The 20,215-nt window shown below is 55.9% G+C and carries 14 protein-coding genes and 7 tRNA genes; 18 read left to right on the forward strand and 3 right to left on the reverse strand.

The window, feature by feature from the left end:
- Positions 1-230: 230 nt before the first annotated feature.
- Both glnS and nagE read right to left on the reverse strand, forming a co-directional pair.
- The gene (gene glnS, locus H7K56_RS05105; RefSeq protein WP_058757889.1) at positions 231-1,898 is read right to left on the reverse strand and encodes a glutamine--tRNA ligase; all 1,668 of its coding nucleotides are present in this window, start codon (positions 1,896-1,898) and stop codon (positions 231-233) included.
- Between the two features lie 151 nt (positions 1,899-2,049).
- Positions 2,050-4,083, reverse strand: coding sequence for an N-acetylglucosamine-specific PTS transporter subunit IIBC (gene nagE / locus H7K56_RS05110; protein ID WP_058758041.1), 2,034 nt, complete (start codon positions 4,081-4,083; stop codon positions 2,050-2,052).
- 343 nt (positions 4,084-4,426) lie between these two features.
- Here nagE and nagB point away from each other — a divergent pair, with 343 nt between their 5' ends.
- The 12 genes from nagB to H7K56_RS05170 all read left to right on the forward strand — a co-directional run bounded on the left by nagB (position 4,427) and on the right by H7K56_RS05170 (position 11,344).
- A complete protein-coding gene (gene nagB, locus H7K56_RS05115) occupies positions 4,427-5,227 on the forward strand; it encodes a glucosamine-6-phosphate deaminase (RefSeq protein WP_104187117.1) in 801 nt (266 codons plus the stop codon).
- A 58-nt stretch (positions 5,228-5,285) separates the two neighbouring features.
- Positions 5,286-6,434 carry an N-acetylglucosamine-6-phosphate deacetylase gene (gene nagA / locus H7K56_RS05120; RefSeq protein WP_058758042.1) on the forward strand — a complete coding sequence of 383 codons (1,149 nt, stop codon included), beginning with the start codon at positions 5,286-5,288 and terminating at the stop codon, positions 6,432-6,434.
- A gap of 7 nt (positions 6,435-6,441) precedes the next feature.
- Positions 6,442-7,662: a DNA-binding transcriptional regulator NagC gene (nagC, locus tag H7K56_RS05125; RefSeq protein WP_021508564.1), complete on the forward strand. Its 1,221-nt coding sequence runs from the start codon at positions 6,442-6,444 to the stop codon at positions 7,660-7,662.
- A gap of 41 nt (positions 7,663-7,703) precedes the next feature.
- On the forward strand, positions 7,704-8,456 hold the full coding sequence (locus H7K56_RS05130) for an HAD-IIA family hydrolase (protein ID WP_021508565.1): 753 nt from the start codon (positions 7,704-7,706) through the stop codon (positions 8,454-8,456).
- Between the two features lie 339 nt (positions 8,457-8,795).
- Positions 8,796-10,463: an asparagine synthase B gene (gene asnB / locus H7K56_RS05135; protein WP_021508566.1), complete on the forward strand. Its 1,668-nt coding sequence runs from the start codon at positions 8,796-8,798 to the stop codon at positions 10,461-10,463.
- A gap of 216 nt (positions 10,464-10,679) precedes the next feature.
- Positions 10,680-10,756 (forward strand) — tRNA-Met (locus H7K56_RS05140).
- Between the two features lie 7 nt (positions 10,757-10,763).
- A tRNA-Leu gene (locus H7K56_RS05145) sits at positions 10,764-10,848 on the forward strand.
- 21 nt (positions 10,849-10,869) lie between these two features.
- A tRNA-Gln gene (locus H7K56_RS05150) sits at positions 10,870-10,944 on the forward strand.
- A 34-nt stretch (positions 10,945-10,978) separates the two neighbouring features.
- Positions 10,979-11,053 (forward strand) — tRNA-Gln (locus H7K56_RS05155).
- Positions 11,054-11,082: 29 nt separating this feature from the next.
- Positions 11,083-11,159 (forward strand) — tRNA-Met (locus H7K56_RS05160).
- Between the two features lie 7 nt (positions 11,160-11,166).
- Positions 11,167-11,241, forward strand: a tRNA-Gln gene (locus tag H7K56_RS05165).
- A gap of 28 nt (positions 11,242-11,269) precedes the next feature.
- Positions 11,270-11,344, forward strand: a tRNA-Gln gene (locus tag H7K56_RS05170).
- Positions 11,345-11,450: 106 nt separating this feature from the next.
- Here the strand turns inward: H7K56_RS05170 and ubiF are convergent.
- A complete protein-coding gene (ubiF, locus tag H7K56_RS05175) occupies positions 11,451-12,623 on the reverse strand; it encodes a 3-demethoxyubiquinol 3-hydroxylase (protein ID WP_150360920.1) in 1,173 nt (390 codons plus the stop codon).
- A gap of 468 nt (positions 12,624-13,091) precedes the next feature.
- On the opposite strand from ubiF, the gene miaB reads away from it, so the two are divergent.
- From miaB to H7K56_RS05205, 6 genes are all read left to right on the forward strand, one after another.
- Positions 13,092-14,516: a tRNA (N6-isopentenyl adenosine(37)-C2)-methylthiotransferase MiaB gene (miaB, locus tag H7K56_RS05180; RefSeq protein WP_021508568.1), complete on the forward strand. Its 1,425-nt coding sequence runs from the start codon at positions 13,092-13,094 to the stop codon at positions 14,514-14,516.
- A 205-nt stretch (positions 14,517-14,721) separates the two neighbouring features.
- Complete coding sequence (locus H7K56_RS05185) at positions 14,722-15,795, forward strand: PhoH family protein (protein WP_058769440.1); 1,074 nt, start codon at positions 14,722-14,724, stop codon at positions 15,793-15,795.
- A complete protein-coding gene (gene ybeY / locus H7K56_RS05190) occupies positions 15,792-16,265 on the forward strand; it encodes an rRNA maturation RNase YbeY (RefSeq protein WP_010616134.1) in 474 nt (157 codons plus the stop codon). The genes H7K56_RS05185 and ybeY overlap by 4 nt, the downstream gene beginning before the upstream one ends.
- An 82-nt stretch (positions 16,266-16,347) precedes the next feature.
- Positions 16,348-17,229, forward strand: coding sequence for a CNNM family magnesium/cobalt transport protein CorC (corC, locus tag H7K56_RS05195; protein WP_021508571.1), 882 nt, complete (start codon positions 16,348-16,350; stop codon positions 17,227-17,229).
- Positions 17,230-17,233: 4 nt separating this feature from the next.
- A complete protein-coding gene (gene lnt, locus H7K56_RS05200) occupies positions 17,234-18,760 on the forward strand; it encodes an apolipoprotein N-acyltransferase (RefSeq protein WP_150360919.1) in 1,527 nt (508 codons plus the stop codon).
- Between the two features lie 438 nt (positions 18,761-19,198).
- Positions 19,199-20,092 (forward strand): glutamate/aspartate ABC transporter substrate-binding protein, encoded by an 894-nt coding sequence (locus H7K56_RS05205; RefSeq protein WP_021508573.1) that lies wholly within the window; start codon positions 19,199-19,201, stop codon positions 20,090-20,092.
- Positions 20,093-20,215 lie beyond the last annotated feature (123 nt).

Here is a 20,215-nt window from a genome sequence, read left to right on the forward strand (position 1 = left end):
TCCTTCGCTAACCCGCACAGCAACATTTAAGAGCGCATAGCCTACCTGAAAATAACGATTTCACACGGGTAAATTAGTTAATTTTATTAAAGTCAGATTAGTCGTAATCGCGCGTAATTACTGTTTTTTGTCTGGTTCAGCATAATCGATTCCCGTTTGCAGATAACGGGCAATAAAAAAGGGCGATTGCTCGCCCTTTGCTGATCATATCGTGCTATCAAGCAGTAAAATTATTCGCCGATTTTTGCCCAGGTATCACGCAGACCCACGGTGCGGTTGAACACCAGTTTCGACGGCTGCGAGTACACGCTGTCTGCGCAGAAGTAACCTTCGCGCTCAAACTGATACGGTGCCAGCGCGCTGGCGGCACGCAGACCCGGCTCAACGAAGCCCTGTTTGATCTCCAGCGAGTTCGGGTTAATGGTGGTGAGGAAATCCTCGGCCGCGCCCGGGTTTGGCACGCTGAACAGACGATCGTACAGACGGAATTCGGCAGGCAGCGCGTGAATCGCCGATACCCAATGGATAACGCCTTTCACCTTGCGGCCATCGGCCGGATCTTTGCTCAGGGTGTCGACATCGCAGGTAGCGTAGATGCAGGTGATGTTGCCGGCTTCATCTTTCGCCACGCGCTCGGCACGAATGACATAAGCGTTGCGCAGACGAACTTCTTTACCCAGCACCAGACGTTTGTACTGCTTGTTGGCCTCTTCACGGAAGTCGGCGCGATCGATCCACACCTCACGGCTGAACGGCACCTCACGCGTGCCCATCTCCGGCTTGTTCGGATGGTTCGGCATGCTGATGATTTCTTCATGCCCGGCCGGCAGGTTCTCGATCACCACTTTCAGCGGATCCAGCACCGCCATAGCGCGCGGCGCGTTCTCGTTGAGGTCGTCACGAATGCACGACTCCAGCGACGCCATCTCAACAATGTTGTCCTGCTTGGTCACACCAATACGGCGGCAGAATTCGCGGATTGACGCCGCGCTATAGCCACGACGGCGCAGACCGGATACGGTCAGCATGCGCGGATCGTCCCAGCCTTCAACAATCTTCTCGCTCACCAGCTGCGTCAGCTTACGCTTCGACATCACCGCATATTCCAGATTCAGGCGCGAAAACTCGTACTGACGCGGATGCACCGGAATAGTGATGTTATCCAGCACCCAGTCGTAGAGACGACGATTGTCCTGGAACTCCAGCGTACACAGGGAATGGGTGATGCCTTCCAGCGCATCGGAGATGCAGTGGGTAAAGTCGTACATCGGATAGATGCACCACTTGTTGCCAGTCTGGTGGTGTTCGGCAAATTTAATGCGGTACAGCACCGGATCGCGCATCACAATAAAGCTGGATGCCATGTCGATTTTGGCACGCAGACAGGCTTTGCCCTCTTCGAAGCCGCCATCACGCATCTTCTGGAACAGCGCCAGGTTCTCTTCCACACTGCGATCGCGATACGGGCTGTTTTTGCCCGGCGCGGTTAGCGTGCCGCGATATTCACGGATCTGCTCTGGCGACAGCTCATCAACGTAGGCCAGGCCTTTGTTGATCAGCTCAACCGCGTAGTTGAAGAGTTGGTCAAAGTAGTCAGAGGAGTAACGAATGTTGCCGCTCCACTCAAAGCCCAGCCATTGCACATCATTCTTGATCGATTCAACGAACTCCATATCCTCTTTGACCGGATTGGTGTCGTCGAAACGCAGGTTGCACTGCCCCTGATAATCTTGTGCGATACCAAAGTTCAGGCAGATCGATTTTGCATGGCCAATATGCAGGTAACCATTGGGCTCAGGCGGGAAACGGGTATGCACACTGTTGTGCTTACCGCTCGCCAAATCTTCGTCGATGATCTGACGAATAAAGTTCGTTGGGCGGGCTTCAGCCTCACTCATCTCAAAATCCTCAAAACAATAGCGGGTGATTTGTACCACGAAGTAACGGAGTATGATCCACAAAGCGCTGAAGGGAAACAACCGTTTGTTGGTCGTTTTAAAACAAAAAAGGCAGGAATTGCTTCCTGCCTTCAGTGACGATCAATACGTGTTAATTTTTGACTTCGTACAGCGGCGTAACGCCTGCCACCACGGTACCGCCTGCCAGCAGATTCAGACCAGCAAAATCATCGCTGTTGCTGACCACCACCGGGCTGATCATCGAACGCGCATTGGCGTTGAGGAAGTCCAGATCCATTTCGAGGATCGGCTGACCCGCTGTGACGGTTGCGCCCTCTTCCACCAGACGGGTAAACCCTTTACCTTCCAGCGCGACGGTATCGAGACCCATGTGCACGACAATCTCAACGCCATTTTCGGCTTCAAGGCAGAATGCATGGTTGGTGTTGAAGATTTTCACCACAGTGCCCGCCACCGGCGCGACGACAGTTTTATCGCTCGGTTTGATCGCCAGACCATCGCCTACCGCTTTGCTGGCGAAGGCTTCATCCGGCACGTTTTCCAGCGCTACCACTTCGCCACTGACCGGTGCCAGCAGCGTTGCAATCACCTTTTTCTCGCTGTTGCGCACGGCCTGGGGCTGAGCAGCCGCAGGCGCGGCGGTGGTTGCCGCAGCAGGTGCCGCTGCGCCGGCTACCGGACCTTTGCTCAGTACGGTTTTCATCGCGGTCGCAATGCTTTCGGCCTGCGTACCAACAATGATCTGCACGCTCTGCTTGTTAAGGCGGATCACACCAGAAGCACCGAGGCGTTTAGCCACACTCTCATTCACCTGCGCAGAGTCTTTCACATTCAGACGCAGACGGGTGATGCAGGCGTCGATGTTGGTCAGGTTGTCAGAACCGCCCACCGCGCCGATGTAGCGACGTGCCAGAGATTCGGTTTCGCTCTCACCGTTGCTGCTGTGATCAACGTTGACGTCGTAGCCATCTGTCTCATCACCGGCAGCCAGCTCGCGGCCCGGCGTCAGCAGGTTGAATTTCTGAATGGTGAAGCGGAACACCACATAGTAGATGACGAAGAACACCAGACCCTGCGGGATCAGCATCCACCAGTGCACAGCCAGCGGGTTACGCGTCGACAGCACCATGTCCACCAGACCGGCACTGAAACCGAAACCGGCAATCCAGTGCATGCTGGCAGCGATGAAGACCGAAATACCGGTCAGCACGGCGTGGATTACATACAGCACTGGCGCCACGAACATGAAGGAGAATTCCAGCGGCTCGGTGATGCCGGTGAAGAAGGCGGCGAATGCCGCTGCCAGCATGATACCACCGACTTTGGCGCGGTTTTCCGGACGTGAGCAGTGATAGATTGCCAGCGCCGCACCCGGCAGACCGAACATCATGATCGGGAAGAAGCCCGCCTGATAGCGACCGGTGATACCCGGGATGCCGGTACCGTTGGCGATAGACTGCGCGCCGCCCAGGAATTTCGGAATGTCGTTGATGCCCGCCACGTCGAACCAGAACACCGAGTTCAGCGCGTGGTGCAGGCCAACCGGAATCAGCAGACGGTTAAAGAAGGCGTACACGCCCGCGCCGACCGAGCCCAGTTTCTGGATGTGCTCACCAAAGCTCACCAGACCGCCGAAAATGATCGGCCAGACATACATCAGGATAAAGGCGACCACAATCATCAGGAAGGAGACCAGGATCGGCACCAGACGGCGACCGCTGAAGAACGACAGCGCCTTGGGCAGCTCAACGTGGCTGAAGCGGTTGTACACTTCCGCCGAGAGAATGCCCACCAGAATGCCGACAAACTGGTTATTGATTTTACCGAAAGCGGCAGGAACCTGCTCCACCGGCATTTTCTGAATCATGGCCACCGCGGCGGGTGAACACAGGGTAGTAACCACGAGGAAACCTACAAAGCCGGTTAATGCCGCTGCACCGTCTTTATCTTTTGACATGCCGTAAGCCACACCGATGGCGAACAGCACGGACATGTTGTCGATGATGGCAGAACCCGATTTGATCAGCAGTGCTGCCAGCGCATTGCCTGCGCCCCAGCTGTCCGGATCGATCCAGTAACCTACCCCCATCAGGATTGCCGCTGCCGGCAGGGTCGCTACCGGCACCATAAGCGCGCGGCCGACCTTTTGCAGATATCCTAAAATACTCACCTTATTCTCCCCCTATGAGACTGGCGTTTTGCCGTGATGCGGGTTGATTTTATTATCCCGGCACCCGGTACCTTGATGACACACTTCACCACGAGGCGCAGTGTAAAGATAAATTAATTCGCCTCGCAAATTAAAACCAGTGTAACTGTGACTTTAATCACCAAAATGGACGTTTTTCACTGCGAAATGCTAGCCACCACCACAAACTTATTTTATGATGAAAAATATCAGGTCGCACTTTTCCAACGCCGCGAGCGCGCAAACGGGTTACCCTATAAGCAGCCAGCTGCAGCAGTAAACGCGACCCTAACTTTCCAATCTTAACTGAGGTGAAGACATGAGACTGATCCCTTTGGCCACACCGACCCAGGTGGGTAAATGGGCTGCACGCCATATCGTTAATCGCATCAATGCCTTTAAACCCAGCGCAGACCGTCCCTTTGTGCTGGGACTGCCAACCGGCGGTACGCCGCTGGAAGCCTACAAGCACCTGATCGAGATGCATAAAGCGGGCCAGGTTAGTTTCAAACACGTGATCACCTTCAATATGGATGAGTATGTCGGACTGCCGAAAGAGCATCCGGAAAGCTATCACAGCTTTATGCACCGTAACTTTTTCGATCACGTTGATATTCAACCAGAAAATATCAATCTTCTGAATGGCAATGCCGAAGATATTGACGCAGAATGTCGCCAATACGAAGAGAAGATCCGCGCACTGGGTAAAATCCACCTGTTTATGGGCGGCGTCGGCAACGATGGCCACATTGCGTTCAACGAGCCGGCTTCTTCGCTCTCTTCCCGCACCCGCATTAAAACCCTGACGCACGACACCCGTGTGGCGAACTCGCGTTTCTTCGACGGCGATGTTGATCAGGTGCCTAAATATGCCCTGACCGTGGGCGTCGGCACGCTGCTGGATGCGGAAGAAGTGATGATTCTGGTGACCGGCCACGTCAAAGCCCAGGCGCTGCAGGCGGCGGTAGAAGGTAACGTCAACCACATGTGGACCATCAGCTGCCTGCAGCTGCACCCGAAAGCGGTGGTGGTGTGTGATGAGCCAGCCACCATGGAACTGAAAGTGAAAACCGTGAAATATTTCCGCGAAATGGAAGCGGAAAATATGAAAGGTGTGTAACAACACGTTGTAGAAAGCCTGCTGTTAAGCGCAGCAGGTTCAGCCGGGAGAAGAGATGATGTACGCATTAGTTAACGGCCGGATTTTTACCGGTCATGAAGTTCTGGACAATCACGCCGTGGTGATTGCCAATGGCCTGATTGAGCGTGTCTGCCCGCGCGATGCGCTGGACGCCGCGATTCCACAACAGGATGTGGCTGGTGCGTTCATCGCTCCCGGATTTATCGACCTGCAGCTCAACGGCTGCGGCGGCGTGCAGTTCAACGATGACATCAATGCCCTGAGCGTGGAAACGCTGGAGATCATGCAGCGTGCCAATGAAAAATCCGGCTGCACCAGCTATTTACCGACGCTGATTACCAGCAGTGATGAACTGATGAAGCGCGCGATTGAAACCATGCGCGCTTACCTGGCGAAGCATCAGAATCAGGCGCTGGGCCTGCATCTGGAAGGTCCGTGGCTGAATAAAGAGAAGAAAGGCACTCACAATCCGCAGCTGATTCGTCTGCCGGATGCGGAGCTGGTGGATTTCCTGTGCGCCAACGCTGACGTCATCACCAAAGTTACGCTGGCACCGGAAAATGCGGGCAGCGCAGTGATTCGCCAGCTGCGTGACGCCGGAATTATTGTGTCGTCCGGTCACTCCAATGCTACCTATGCCGAAGCCAAAGCGGGCATCAGCGCGGGCGTCACCTTTGCCACCCACCTGTATAACGCCATGAGCGCCTTTAGCGGTCGTGAGCCAGGTCTTATCGGTGCGCTGTTTGATTCGCCTGATGTATACTGCGGCATTATTGCAGACGGTTTACATGTCAATTACGCTAACGTGCGCAATGCAAAACGAATCAAAGGCGACAAACTGGTGCTGGTGACCGATGCCACCGCGCCGGCCGGTGCGTCGATTGATCAATTCATTTTTGCAGGTAAAACAATATACTATCGCGACGGCCTGTGCGTAGATGAGAACGGTACCCTGAGCGGATCTGCGCTGACGATGATTGAAGCGGTGCAGAATAGCGTGGAACATTGTGGTATCGCGCTGGACGAAGCGCTGCGCATGGCGACCCTGTATCCGGCAAGGGCAATGGGTGTGGAAAAGCAGTTTGGTACGGTGGAAGCAGGAAAAGTCGCCAACCTCACTGTCTTTACCCGCGATTATCAAATCACTAAGACGTTCGTCAACGGAGACAACGTCCTCAGCGAGTAAGTACTGAATGACCACTGGCGGCCAGACTCAAATAGGAAATGTCGATCTTGTCAAACAACTTAACAGTGCAGCTGTTTACCGGCTGATTGATCAACAGGGGCCGATTTCGCGTATTCAGATTGCCGAACTCAGCCAGCTTGCGCCCGCCAGCGTCACCAAAATTACCCGTCAGCTTATCGAACGCGGCCTCATCAAAGAGGTGGAGCAACAGGCCTCCACCGGTGGGCGCCGCGCCATCTCCATCATCACCGAAACCCGCCATTTTCATACCATCGGCGTGCGCCTGGGGCGCAACGATGCCACGCTGACGCTGTTCGATCTCAGCGGAAAATCGCTGGCGCAGGAAGATTATCCGCTGCCGGAGCGCACCCAGGAGACGCTGGAGAACGCGCTGTTCAACGCCATCAGTGCCTTTATGAGCGCGCACCAGCGTAAAATTCATGAGCTGATCGCTATCGCGGTGATCCTGCCGGGGTTGGTCGACCCGATTAACGGCATCATTCGCTACATGCCGCACATTGCCGTCAGCCACTGGCCGCTGGTGGCGAGCCTGAAAAAACGCTTTAACGTCACCAGCTTTGTCGGCCACGATATCCGCAGCCTGGCGCTGGCTGAGCACTATTTCGGTGCAAGCCGCGACTGTGCAGACTCCATTCTGGTGCGTTTACACCGCGGAACCGGCGCCGGCATCATCGCGAACGGCCACATTTTTCTCGGCAGCAATGGCAACGTAGGTGAGATTGGCCACATTCAGGTCGATCCGCTCGGCGAACGCTGCCACTGTGGCAACTTTGGCTGCCTCGAAACCATCGCCGCCAACGGCGCGATTGAGAACCGCGTGCGCCACCTGCTCAATCAGGGTTATCCCAGCAGCCTGACGCTGGATGATTGCCAGATGCCGCAAATCTGCCGCGCCGCCAATCAGGGCGACGCGCTGGCCTGCGAAGTGATCGAGTACGTTGGCCGCTATCTCGGCAAAGCGATCGCTATCGCCATTAACCTGTTTAACCCGCAAAAAGTGGTGCTGGCCGGCGAAATTACCGATGCCGATAAAGTGCTGTTCCCGGCGATTGAGGGCTGCATTAACACCCAGGCGTTGAACGCGTTTCGCAAAAATCTGCCCGTGGTGCGGTCTGAGCTGGACCATCGTTCGGCAATTGGCGCTTTCGCGCTGGCAAAACGCGCTATGCTGAATGGCATTCTGCTGCAGCACCTGCTGGAAGAATAATAGAAAGCCTGCCGGCTGGCAGGCCCGACCGGAAGCCATCTATGACCATCAAAAGCGTAATCTGTGACATCGACGGCGTGTTGATGCACGACAATACCGCCGTTAAAGGCGCAAACGAATTCCTGCAACGCATTCTGGAAAAAGAGATGCCGCTGGTGGTACTGACCAACTATCCGTCACAAACTGCGCAGGATCTAGCCAACCGCTTTGCCAACGCCGGCGTCGACATTCCGGATTCGGTGTTTTACACCTCCGCCATGGCAACCGCGGATTTCCTGCGTCGTCAGGAGGGCAAAAAAGCCTACGTGATTGGTGAAGGCGCGCTGATTCATGAACTGTATAAGGCCGGTTTTACCATCACTGACGTCAACCCGGATTTCGTCATCGTCGGCGAGACGCGATCGTTTAACTGGGAGATGATGCATAAAGCCGCCTTCTTTGTGGCTAACGGTGCGCGTTTTATCGCGACCAATCCCGATACCCACGCACGCGGCTTTGTGCCGGCCTGTGGCGCGCTCTGTGCCGGTATCGAAACCATTTCCGGCCGCAAACCGTTTTATGTCGGTAAGCCCAGCCCTTACATCATGCGCGCCGCACTGAATAAAATGCATGCGCATTCAGAAGAGACGGTGATTGTGGGCGATAACCTGCGCACCGATATTCTGGCTGGCTTCCAGGCCGGTCTGGAAACCATTCTGGTGCTGTCCGGCGTCTCTACGCTGAGCGATATCGACGCCATGCCGTTCCGTCCGGACTGGATCTACCCTTCCGTGGCTGATATCGACCTGTTCTGATTCGCGTCATGCTGTCTGCTTATGGCCCTGCTCGCCGTTACGGTGTGCAGGGCTTTTTTATGTGTCTGGCATAGCGCTGTGATTCAGCCGCTGACGCGGCCTCATCGGTTGCGCACAAAACCATCACTTCTGACAATTCATTAGACACCATCTAATTTAATAGTTATATTTTTGAATAAAATTCAACATTACTTCACACCAACAATCTTTTTATCAGTATTTGGTGATTTCGCTTGCGTTACCACTATCAATTAGCGCATTTTCTTATACATCACGCAGCGCAGTCTGCCGGACAAACAAGTCAATAACATCGCCACAGGGTGAGATCAGGAGTCAGTTATGTGTTCGATTTTTGGTGTGCTGGATCTGAAGACCGATCCTGTTGAACTGCGCAAGAAAGCGCTGGAATGTTCCCGTCTGATGCGTCACCGCGGCCCGGACTGGTCAGGCGTCTTCGCTGATGAGAAAGCCATTCTGGTGCACGAGCGCCTGTCCATCGTTGACGTGAACAACGGCGCCCAGCCGCTGTACAACGCGGATCACACCCACGTACTGGCTGTTAACGGCGAAATTTATAACCACCAGGCGCTGCGCGCGGAACTGAGCGATCGCTACGCGTTCCAGACGGGTTCAGACTGCGAAGTCATCCTCGCGCTGTATCAGGAAAAAGGCCTCGACTTCCTCGACGACCTGCAGGGCATGTTCGCCTTCATTCTGTGGGACAGCGTCAAACAGCAGTATCTGATTGGCCGCGATCACATCGGTATTATTCCGCTCTATATGGGCAACGATGAGCACGGCAACCTGTATGTTGCTTCTGAAATGAAAGCGCTGGTGCCGGTGTGCCGCAGCATCAAAGAATTCCCGCCGGGAAGCTACCTCTCCAGCACCGATGGCGAAATCCGTCGTTACTGGCAGCGTGACTGGATGGATTTTGCCGCCGTGGCGCAAAACACCACCGATGCCGCTGGCCTGAAGCACGCGCTGGAAGAGTCAGTGAAGAGTCACCTGATGTCAGACGTACCGTACGGCGTGCTGCTGTCCGGCGGACTCGACTCTTCCATCATCTCTGCGGTGACCAAGCGCTTTGCCGCCAAACGAGTGGAAGATCAGGACAAGAGCGATGCATGGTGGCCGCAGCTGCACTCGTTTGCCGTCGGTCTGGAAGGATCGCCGGATCTGAAAGCGGCGCAGGCGGTGGCCGATCACCTCGGTACCGTGCACCATGAAATTCACTTCACCGTGCAGGAAGGTCTGGATGCGATCCGCGATGTGATTTACCACATCGAAACCTACGATGTGACCACCATTCGTGCGTCGACGCCAATGTATCTGATGTCGCGTAAAATCAAAGCGATGGGCATCAAAATGGTGCTTTCCGGTGAAGGTGCGGATGAAGTGTTTGGTGGTTACCTCTACTTCCATAAAGCACCGAACGCTCAGGAGTTCCACGAAGAAAACGTGCGTAAGCTGCTGGCACTGCACATGTTTGACTGCGCGCGCGCTAACAAAGCGATGTCGGCGTGGGGCGTGGAAGCACGCGTGCCGTTCCTTGATAAGAAATTCCTTGATGTCGCGATGCGTATCAACCCGGAAGACAAAATGTGCGGCAGCAACGGCAAAATGGAAAAACACATTCTGCGTGAGTGTTTCTCCTCTTACCTGCCGGAGAGCGTGGCGTGGCGTCAGAAAGAGCAGTTCTCTGATGGCGTAGGCTACAGCTGGATTGACACGCTGAAAGAAGTGGCGGCGAAGCAGATTAGCGAGCAGCAGCTGGCGACCGCACATTTCCGCTTCCCGCACAACACGCCAACCTCGAAAGAAGCGTATCTGTATCGCGAAATCTTTGAGGAGCTGTTCCCACTGCCAAGCGCAGCAGAGTGCGTTCCGGGCGGTCCATCCGTGGCCTGTTCGTCAGCGAAAGCCATTGAGTGGGATGAAGCGTTTAAATCGATGGACGATCCGTCTGGCCGTGCGGTAGGCGTGCATCAGTCAGCGTACAAATAAGCATTTTCTTTATGCGTATAAGGGGCCCATTGTGGCCCCTTTTTCTTGCATCTGACGCGGATACGATCGAAAATTGCCGAATAAATCATCAGCCTGGTTACAAGCCAGACAAACAGGCGCGTTAAGGCAAAAAACGGCAAAAAATTTGTTGACGCTACAAAGCTCAATACGCATAATGCGCCCCGCAACGCCGATGAAGGTAACGCGAAAAAAGATGGCTACGTAGCTCAGTTGGTTAGAGCACATCACTCATAATGATGGGGTCACAGGTTCGATTCCCGTCGTAGCCACCATCTTTTTGCGGGAGTGGCGAAATTGGTAGACGCACCAGATTTAGGTTCTGGCGCCGCAAGGTGTGCGAGTTCAAGTCTCGCCTCCCGCACCATTTCAGTCTTCGGCAGCCGGATGGGGTATCGCCAAGCGGTAAGGCACCGGTTTTTGATACCGGCATTCCCTGGTTCGAATCCAGGTACCCCAGCCAATCCGATGCACTCTCGTGGATACGAGTCGACGAATGGGATATCGCCAAGCGGTAAGGCACCGGTTTTTGATACCGGCATTCCCTGGTTCGAATCCAGGTATCCCAGCCATCATCGGGTGCAGTAAAGCAGTACAATCTGGCTACGTAGCTCAGTCGGTTAGAGCACATCACTCATAATGATGGGGTCACAGGTTCGATTCCCGTCGTAGCCACCAAACAAATTGGGGTGTCGCCAAGCGGTAAGGCAGTGGATTCTGATTCCACCATTCCGGGGTTCGAATCCCTGCACCCCAGCCATACAAAGACAATTTGACCAAACACCTATTGGGGTGTCGCCAAGCGGTAAGGCACCGGATTCTGATTCCGGCATTCCGGGGTTCGAATCCCTGCACCCCAGCCAAATTGCACAACAGGCCCGCTTTTGCGGGCTTTGTTGTTTTTGTCGTTCCTCAATTTCACGCCTTATACAACAGATGGCGCCGCCACGATTGCGGCGCCCGGTGAGTTTACAACCCCAGCGCGTAACGCAGCACCTGACGCTTGAGCACGCCAGCATTCTCTGCCGCAATCAGTCCAAGGTTACGCACTACACGTAGCGGCGGCAGCGCGTTGCTAAAGGCGAAGTAGAACAGATCCATACCGCCCTGCATCAGCAAGTTATCTTTGTAGCGCTGGCGGTGATAACGCTGCAATACCGGCAGCGATGCCCAGCGCTGCGCCTGGTTGCGCGCATCCACCAGCGTATCAATCAGCGCATCCACATCCCGGTAGCCGAGATTAACCCCCTGCCCGGCCAGCGGATTGATGGTGTGCGCAGCATCACCGACCAGCGCCAGGCCCGGCAGCACGTAGCGTGTGGCATGGCGGCGCACCAGCGGAAACGACGCCGCGTTCTTCACCTGGAAGCGGCCGACACGCGCCGGGAAGTTAGCCTGCACCTCTTTGGCCAGCTGGCTGAGCGGCAGATTTTGCAGCTGACGGATCCGCGCCGGCGCGTCGTACCACACCAGCGAAGCGTGGCGATCGAACAGCGGCAGAAACGCGCGCGGTCCATCCGGCGTAAATTGCTGCCAGGTGGCATCGCCGGCCTCGTGTTCACACTCAACGCTGATTAGCATGCAGGATTGCGCATAGTTCCAGCCGCGCACGCCGATACCCGCCAGCTGTCGCACGCGCGAATTAGCACCATCGGCCCCCACCACCAGCTGGCTATCCAGCGTGGTCCCGTCATCCAGCTGTAGCTGCCAGCCGCCGCTGTGCGCCTGTAACGCCTGCAGTGAGGCCGGGCACAGCAACGTTACGCCATCCTGCTGCATCTGTTCCCACAGCGCGCGCTGCAGCACGCTGTTTTCCACCATATAGCCCAGCTCGGGAATGCCCAGTGCAGCCGCGTCGAAGGTGACGTGTGCGCTTTGCCATTCCCAGGTTTCCAGCTTGCGGTAGGGCGCGCTGCGCATCGCCTGGACACGCGGCCAGACATTGAGCTGGCGCAGCAGCGCCACCGATGACGCACCAATGGCGGAGATACGTATATCCGGCGCCAGGCTGGCGTCAAACGCGGCCGGCTCGGCACGTTCAATCACCGCCACGCGAAACTGCTGCTGCGCCAGACCACAGGCCAGCGCGGCACCGACCATGCCGCCGCCCACTACCACCACATCAAACTGTGAATCCTGCATCGACTCTTATCCTTCTGATTGCCGTGACGCCTTGCGGCAGCACTCTATGTGGCAAAGTGTACCGGAAATTTACCGCACCAGCAGAAAAGCCCTGCTAACCTTGTGCTTCAGACGGCTCAGCCGCGCGAAGTATAACCGGGCATCATGCCCTGAATAATTCGTGCGCCAGGAAGGCGGCAAGCAAGGATCTCCCCGGAAGCTTACATCAGTAAGTGACCGGGGGAGCCGCGCGCAGCCAACGCACCTGGCATGTGAAGTATGACCGGCATCATGCCCTAAATAATTCGTGCGCCGGGAAGGCGGCAAGCAAGGATCTCCCCGGGAGCTTACATCAGTAAGTGACCGGGGGAGCCGCGCGCAGCCAACGCACCTGGCGTGCGAAGTATGACGGGCATGCTGGTCACACCCGCGCCAAAGCATTACAATACGCGCCCTGCACTTCTCTGCTCAGAATCAATGGCTAGTTCAATGACCAAAAAACTGCATATCAAAACCTGGGGCTGTCAGATGAACGAATATGATTCATCGAAGATGGCTGACCTACTGAACAGCACGCACGGCTATACCCTGACGGAGGAAGCCGAAGACGCAGACGTACTGCTGCTGAATACCTGCTCCATCCGTGAGAAGGCGCAGGAAAAAGTGTTTCACTTGCTGGGACGCTGGAAGAAGCTGAAGGCGAAGAATCCTGAGCTGATTATTGGCGTGGGCGGCTGTGTGGCTTCGCAGGAGGGCGATAAAATTCGCCAGCGCGCGCAGTGCGTGGACATCGTTTTTGGCCCGCAGACGCTGCATCGTCTGCCGGAGATGATTAATCAGGTGCGCGGCAGCAAGAGTCCGATTGTTGACGTTTCGTTCCCGGAAATCGAAAAGTTTGATCGCCTGCCGGAGCCACGCGCTGAAGGTCCGACGGCTTTTGTCTCGATCATGGAAGGCTGCAATAAATATTGCACTTTCTGCGTGGTGCCTTATACGCGCGGCGAGGAAGTGAGCCGTCCCTGCGATGACATCCTGCTGGAAGTTGCCCAGCTGGCGGCGCAGGGCGTGCGTGAAGTGAATCTGCTGGGGCAGAACGTCAACGCCTATCGCGGCGCGACCTTTGACGACCAGATTTGTACCTTTGCCGAGCTGCTGCGTCTGGTGGCCGCGATTGACGGGATTGACCGGATTCGTTTCACCACCAGCCATCCGATTGAGTTCACCGACGACATCATCGACGTTTATCGTGATACGCCGGAGCTGGTGAGCTTCCTGCATCTGCCAGTGCAGAGCGGTGCCGATCGTATTCTGACGCTGATGAAGCGAGCGCACACTGCGCTGGAGTACAAAGCGATTATCCGCAAGCTGGTGGCCGCGCGCCCGGATATCCAGATCAGTTCAGATTTCATCATTGGCTTCCCGGGCGAAACCCAGCAGGATTTCGAGCAGACCATGAAGCTGATCGGCGAAGTTAATTTCGACACCAGCTTCAGCTTTATCTATTCGGCGCGTCCGGGGACGCCAGCGGCCGATCTGCCGGACGACGTGCCGGAAGAGGAGAAGAAGCAGCGTTTGTACATTTTGCAGGATCGCATCAATCAGCAGGCGATGGCATGGAGCCGCCGCATGCTTGGTACCGTTCAGCGTATTCTGGTGGAAGGCACCTCACGTAAGAATGTGATGGAGCTGACCGGCCGTACCGAAAACAACCGCGTGGTCAACTTTGAAGGCGACGTGCGCATGATCGGTAAATTTGTTGATGTCGAAATCGTCGATGTTTATACCAATTCGCTGCGTGGCGTCGTGGTTCGCACCGAAGAGGAGATGGGCCTGCGCGTCGCGGAGAGTCCGGCATCGGTGATTGCGCGTACGCGTAAAGAGGATGAGATCGGCGTGGGCCTGTATCAACCTTGAGACCGCGATTACTGAGCGACAGCGCACAACGCGCTGTCGCCTGTTTCATCCCGCAGCCCTTGCTTTCCGCAGCTGCCGCCCAAATATCTCCCCTGAAGCTTGCGCCCGGGCGCGACCCCATAAATAATTCCGTAAAGATGCTGACGCCTGGCGTACGGTATCTGCTATTTCTTTCAACTGGCCCTGAGTGACCCAAAGGATTCATTTGAATATAGAAACTCGTGAAATCGCCCTTGAACCGGCAGACAATCGTCGACTGATGAGCCTGTGCGGTCCGTTTGATGACAACGTAAAACAGCTGGAGCGCCGTCTGGGCATTGAGATCAATCGCCGCGACAACCTGTTTAAGCTGGTCGGCCGTGCGCTGAGTGTCGAGGCGGCCGCCAATATTCTGCGTTCGCTGTACGTTGATACCGCGCCGGTGCGCGGCCAGATCCCGGACATTGAACCGGATCAGATCCATCTGGCGATCAAAGAGAGTCGCGTGCTGGAACAGACGGCCGACAGCGTGCCGGAGTACGGTAAAGCGGTAAACATCAAGACCAAGCGCGGCGTAATTAAACCGCGTACGCCAAACCAGGCGCAGTACATCGCCAATATTCTCGATCACGACATCACCTTCGGCATTGGGCCGGCCGGGACCGGGAAAACCTATCTGGCGGTCGCCGCCGCGGTGGATGCGCTGGAGCGGCAGGAGATTCGCCGTATTCTGCTGACGCGTCCGGCGGTCGAAGCCGGCGAAAAGCTCGGCTTTCTGCCCGGCGATCTCAGTCAGAAAGTCGATCCTTACCTGCGTCCGCTGTATGACGCTCTGTTTGAAATGCTGGGCTTCGAGCGCGTCGAGAAGCTGATGGAGCGCAACGTGATTGAAGTCGCGCCGCTGGCCTACATGCGCGGCCGTACGCTGAATGACGCGTTCGTGATTCTTGATGAGAGCCAGAACACCACCATCGAACAGATGAAGATGTTCCTGACACGTATCGGCTTCAACTCCAAAGCGGTGATTACCGGTGACGTGACGCAGATTGACCTGCCGCGCAGCACCAAATCCGGTCTGCGCCACGCCATTGAAGTGCTGGCCAATGTGGAAGAGATCAGCTTCAACTTTTTCCACAGCGAAGACGTGGTGCGTCATCCGGTGGTCGCACGCATTGTTAATGCTTATGAAGCCTGGGAAGAAGCGGACCAGAAACGCCGTGATAAACTGGCGGAAGAGCGTAAGCGTGAAGCACAGGCGGCACAACCTGCCAGCCAGCCGACGCCGCAGGAGCCTTCATGAGCACGGTGATTTTAGATTTGCAGCTGGCGTGTGCCGATGAAAACGGCCTGCCCGCAGAAGCGGCGTTTCAGCGCTGGCTGGAGGCGGCGGTCACGCCGTTTCAGCCTGAGAGCGAAGTCACGATACGGCTGGTCGATGAAGCGGAGAGTCATGAGCTTAATCTGACTTATCGCGGCAAAGATAAGCCGACTAACGTGCTGTCGTTTCCGTTTGAAGCACCACCGGGCATTGAGCTGCCGCTGCTGGGCGACCTGATTATTTGTCGTCAGGTTGTCGAGCAGGAAGCGGCCGAGCAGGGCAAAAGCCCTGAAGCGCACTGGGCACACATGGTGGTTCACGGCACGCTGCATCTGCTGGGTTATGACCATATTGAAGACGAGGAAGCTGAAGAGATGGAAGCGCTCGAGACCGAGATAATGCTTGCTCTTGGCTATCCCGATCCGTACATTTCGGAAAAAGAAGACGCCTGAACCGCCGGTTCAGGACATTGCGCTGCTGGCGAGGATGCCGGCAGTTCCTTTCCCTCATTCGAGAGAACTAAATAAAAACGCCATGAGCGACGACCATTCTCAAAACAACGACGCACCCAGTAGTAAAAAGGGTTTTTTCTCCCTGTTAATCAATCAGCTTTTCCACGGCGAACCCAAAAACCGTGACGAACTGCTGGGGCTGATCCGCGATTCTGAGCAAAAAGAGCTGATCGACCAGGACACCCGCGACATGCTGGAAGGGGTGCTGGATATTGCCGAACAGCGCGTGCGCGACATTATGATCCCGCGCTCGCAGATGATTACCCTGAAGCGCAACCAGAGCCTTGAAGAGTGCCTGGCAGTGATTATTGAATCTGCCCACTCGCGCTTCCCGGTAATCAGCGAAGATAAAGACCATGTTGAAGGCATTCTGATGGCGAAAGATCTGCTGCCGTTTATGAGCAGCAGCGCCGAGCCATTCAGCATGGAAAAAGTGCTGCGCCCGGTCGTGGTGGTGCCTGAGAGCAAGCGCGTCGATCGCATGCTCAAAGAGTTCCGCTCGCAGCGCTATCATATGGCAATCGTCATTGATGAGTTCGGTGGTGTCTCCGGACTGGTGACCATCGAAGATATTCTTGAGCTGATCGTCGGCGAAATTGAAGACGAATATGACGACGAAGAAGATCGCGATATCCGCCAGCTCAACCGCCACACCTATACGGTGCGTGCGCTGACGCCGATTGAGGATTTCAATGAGGTATTTGGTAGCGATTTCAGCGATGACGAAGTCGATACCATTGGCGGTCTGGTGATGCAGGGATTCGGCCATCTGCCGGCGCGCGGTGAAAGCATCGACATTGAGGGTTACCAATTCAAAGTTGCGATGGCTGACAGCCGCCGTATCATCCAGGTGCATGTGAAAATTCCGGAAGACTCTCCGCAACCGCAACTGGAAGACGAATAATTTTATGGCATTAGCCTCTCTCTACTCGCAGCAGCGGGTTCGCCTGCTGCTGGCATTAATTCTGGGTGCCGCGGGCACCCTTTCCTTTTCCCCGTATGATTTCTGGCCCGCCGCCCTGCTCTCTCTGGCTGGTTTGCAGTTGCTGTTGCTGGATCGCCGCAGCGCGCAGGCGGCAGGCATCGGTTTTGCCTGGGGCTTTGGCCTGTTCGGTAGCGGCATCAACTGGGTGTACGTCAGCATTGCGACGTTTGGCGGCATGCCCGGCCCGGTCAATGTGTTCCTCGTGGTGCTGCTCGCCGCCTATCTGGCGCTCTACCCGCTGCTGTTTGCCCTGCTGCTGAACCGCTTCTGGCCACGAGCCACGCTGTGGCGCATGGCGCTGGCGGCACCGGCGCTGTGGCAGATCACCGAGTTTCTGCGCGGCTGGGTGCTGACCGGCTTTCCGTGGCTGCAGTTTGGCTACAGCCAGATCGATGGGCCGCTGAAAGGCCTGGCGCCGCTGGCTGGCGTGGAAACCATCACCTTCCTGCTGATGGTGATTGCCGGTCTGCTGGCCTCGGCCTGCTATCACCGCAGCGTGAAAAACCTGATTATCGCCGTCGCGCTGCTGCTGCTGCCCTGGCCACTGCGGATGCTGCAGTGGTATCAGCCGCTGCCGCAGCGCAGCGTCAATGTAGCGATGGTGCAGGGCAATATTCCGCAGTCAATGAAGTGGGATCCGCAGCAGCTGCTGACCACGCTGCGCGTCTATACCGCATACAGCAAGCCGTTTATCGGCAAAGCGCCCATCATCATCTGGCCGGAGTCGGCAATTACCGATCTGGAGAGTAATCAGCAGCCGTTTCTGCATGCGCTGGATGACGAACTGCGCGCGCGCGGCAGCACGCTGATCACCGGCATTGTTGATTCGCGCGTGGAGAGCGACAACCGCTATCACGATTACAACTCGGTGATTGTGCTGGGCGGCGCGCAGCCTTACAGCTATCAGAGCCGCAACCGCTACCAGAAAAATCATCTGGTGCCGTTTGGCGAGTTTGTGCCGCTGGAAGGTCTGCTGCGTCCGCTGGCGCCGTTCTTCGACCTGCCGATGTCCTCGTTCAGCCGTGGCGCCTACCTGCAGCCGCAGCTGAAAGTGGCGGGCTACAACCTCACCAGCGCCATTTGCTATGAGATCGTGCTGGGCGAACAGGTGCGCGCCAACTTCCGTCCGGACACCAACTTCCTGCTGACGGTATCGAACGATGCCTGGTTCGGTCATTCGATTGGTCCGTGGCAGCATTTCCAGATGGCGCGCATGCGTGCGCTGGAGCTGGGTCGCCCGCTGCTGCGCTCAACGAACAACGGTGTTACCGCAGTGGTGAATGCGCAGGGAGACGTGGAGAACATCATCCCGCAGTTCACCCGCGAAGTGCTGAGCGCAACAGTCACGCCTGCCAGCGGGGAAACGCCGTATGCACGCGTCGGTATCTGGCCGGTATGGCTGCTGACGCTGGCGGGCATCGTGCTGGCGATTTTACGCCGCCGCACCTGATATCCCGCCCCCTTTTACCAGGCGAAGCGCAGGCTTCGCCTTTTTTCTGCGCAGTTTTCCGCTCCCTTTATCCTTAGTCACCACCACTTTCTGCTGCCTTTTTGCCCGCTCTCCGCGTACTGGCACGATCATTGCTAATTATTTCAGTGGTTTTAGCAACATCCGTGATTTGTCAGCGTAATGCCACGTTTGCGCACCATGATCTGGCACCGAAGCGCACTTAATTGGCGCAGAGGCTGTTTTTTGCCTCTTATTGGTGCGGAGCGGCTCGCAAAAAACGAACTTTTTTGTTTCATTACGTTAACAATTCGCTATGTTAATCACTATCCTGCGCGCAGTTGCGCTAAGGGATAATTAAAAAAGCAGCAGGAAATACACACAACATCACAATCTGCGCAGTTTATGTTCTGCGCAACATTCACACGAAGGAGTAGGAACATGCAGATTCGCAAAGTGGCATTATCGCTTCTGCTGTTGGGCGCAGCAGCGGGCGCGGCCCAGGCGGAAGATCTCACCGGCACCCTGAAAAAAATCAATGATAGTGGCGTGATTGTCGTGGGGCACCGTGAGTCATCCGTTCCCTTTTCTTACTACGACAACCAGCAGAAAGTGGTGGGCTATTCGCAGGACTACTCCAACGCCATTGTTGCCGCCATCAAAGCGAAACTGAATAAGCCGGATCTGCAGGTCAAAATGCTGCCGATCACCTCACAAAACCGTATTCCGCTGCTGCAGAACGGCACCTACGATTTCGAGTGTGGCTCGACCACCAATAACGTAGAACGTCAGCAGCAGGCGGCGTTCTCTGACACCATCTTCATCATCGGTACGCGTCTACTGGTGAAAAAAGGTGGCGACATTAAAGATTTCGCCGATCTGAAAGGCAAAACCGTGGTCGTCACCTCGGGCACCACCTCTGAGATTCTGCTGCGCAAGCTGAATGACGAGAAGAAAATGGATATGCGCATCATCAGCGCGAAAGATCACGGTGACTCGTTCCGCACGCTGGAAACCGGTCGCGCAGTGGCCTTCATGATGGATGACGCGCTGCTGGCCGGTGAACGTGCCAAGGCGAAGAAACCGGATAACTGGGAAATCACTGGCACGCCGCAGTCCAAAGAAGCCTACGGCTGCATGCTGCGTAAAGACGATGCGCCGTTTAAACAGCTGATGGATGACACCATCGCCAAAGCGCAGACATCGGGTGAAGCCACCAAATGGTTCGATACCTGGTTCAAACAGCCAATTCCGCCGAAGAACCTGAACCTGAACTTCGAGCTGTCTTCTGACATGCAGGCGCTGTTTAAAGCACCGAACGACAAAGCACTCTGAATTAACAATGAAAACAAGGGCGACACTGCTGCCCTCTCGATTGCTGAACACGCGGTGCGGACAGACAGACTGTAACAGGCCGTTCCCCTGAAGCAGGACACAAGACACCGCTCAACAATCTTA

This window comes from Pantoea dispersa, assembly GCF_014155765.1.
GTDB classification, from domain to species: Bacteria; Pseudomonadota; Gammaproteobacteria; order Enterobacterales; family Enterobacteriaceae; genus Pantoea; species Pantoea dispersa.

Excerpts from the sequence above, each read along its gene's own strand:
- glnS (WP_058757889.1), bottom strand. The coding sequence starts at position 1,898 with ATGAGTGAGGCTGAAGCCCGCCCAACGAACTTTATTCGTCAGATCATC.
- nagB (WP_104187117.1), top strand. The coding sequence starts at position 4,427 with ATGAGACTGATCCCTTTGGCCACACCGACCCAGGTGGGTAAATGGGCT.
- nagA (WP_058758042.1), top strand. The coding sequence starts at position 5,286 with ATGTACGCATTAGTTAACGGCCGGATTTTTACCGGTCATGAAGTTCTG.
- nagC (WP_021508564.1), top strand. The coding sequence starts at position 6,442 with ATGACCACTGGCGGCCAGACTCAAATAGGAAATGTCGATCTTGTCAAA.
- H7K56_RS05130 (WP_021508565.1), top strand. The coding sequence starts at position 7,704 with ATGACCATCAAAAGCGTAATCTGTGACATCGACGGCGTGTTGATGCAC.
- asnB (WP_021508566.1), top strand. The coding sequence starts at position 8,796 with ATGTGTTCGATTTTTGGTGTGCTGGATCTGAAGACCGATCCTGTTGAA.
- ubiF (WP_150360920.1), bottom strand. The coding sequence starts at position 12,623 with ATGCAGGATTCACAGTTTGATGTGGTGGTAGTGGGCGGCGGCATGGTC.
- miaB (WP_021508568.1), top strand. The coding sequence starts at position 13,092 with ATGACCAAAAAACTGCATATCAAAACCTGGGGCTGTCAGATGAACGAA.
- ybeY (WP_010616134.1), top strand. The coding sequence starts at position 15,792 with ATGAGCACGGTGATTTTAGATTTGCAGCTGGCGTGTGCCGATGAAAAC.
- corC (WP_021508571.1), top strand. The coding sequence starts at position 16,348 with ATGAGCGACGACCATTCTCAAAACAACGACGCACCCAGTAGTAAAAAG.
- lnt (WP_150360919.1), top strand. The coding sequence starts at position 17,234 with ATGGCATTAGCCTCTCTCTACTCGCAGCAGCGGGTTCGCCTGCTGCTG.
- H7K56_RS05205 (WP_021508573.1), top strand. The coding sequence starts at position 19,199 with ATGCAGATTCGCAAAGTGGCATTATCGCTTCTGCTGTTGGGCGCAGCA.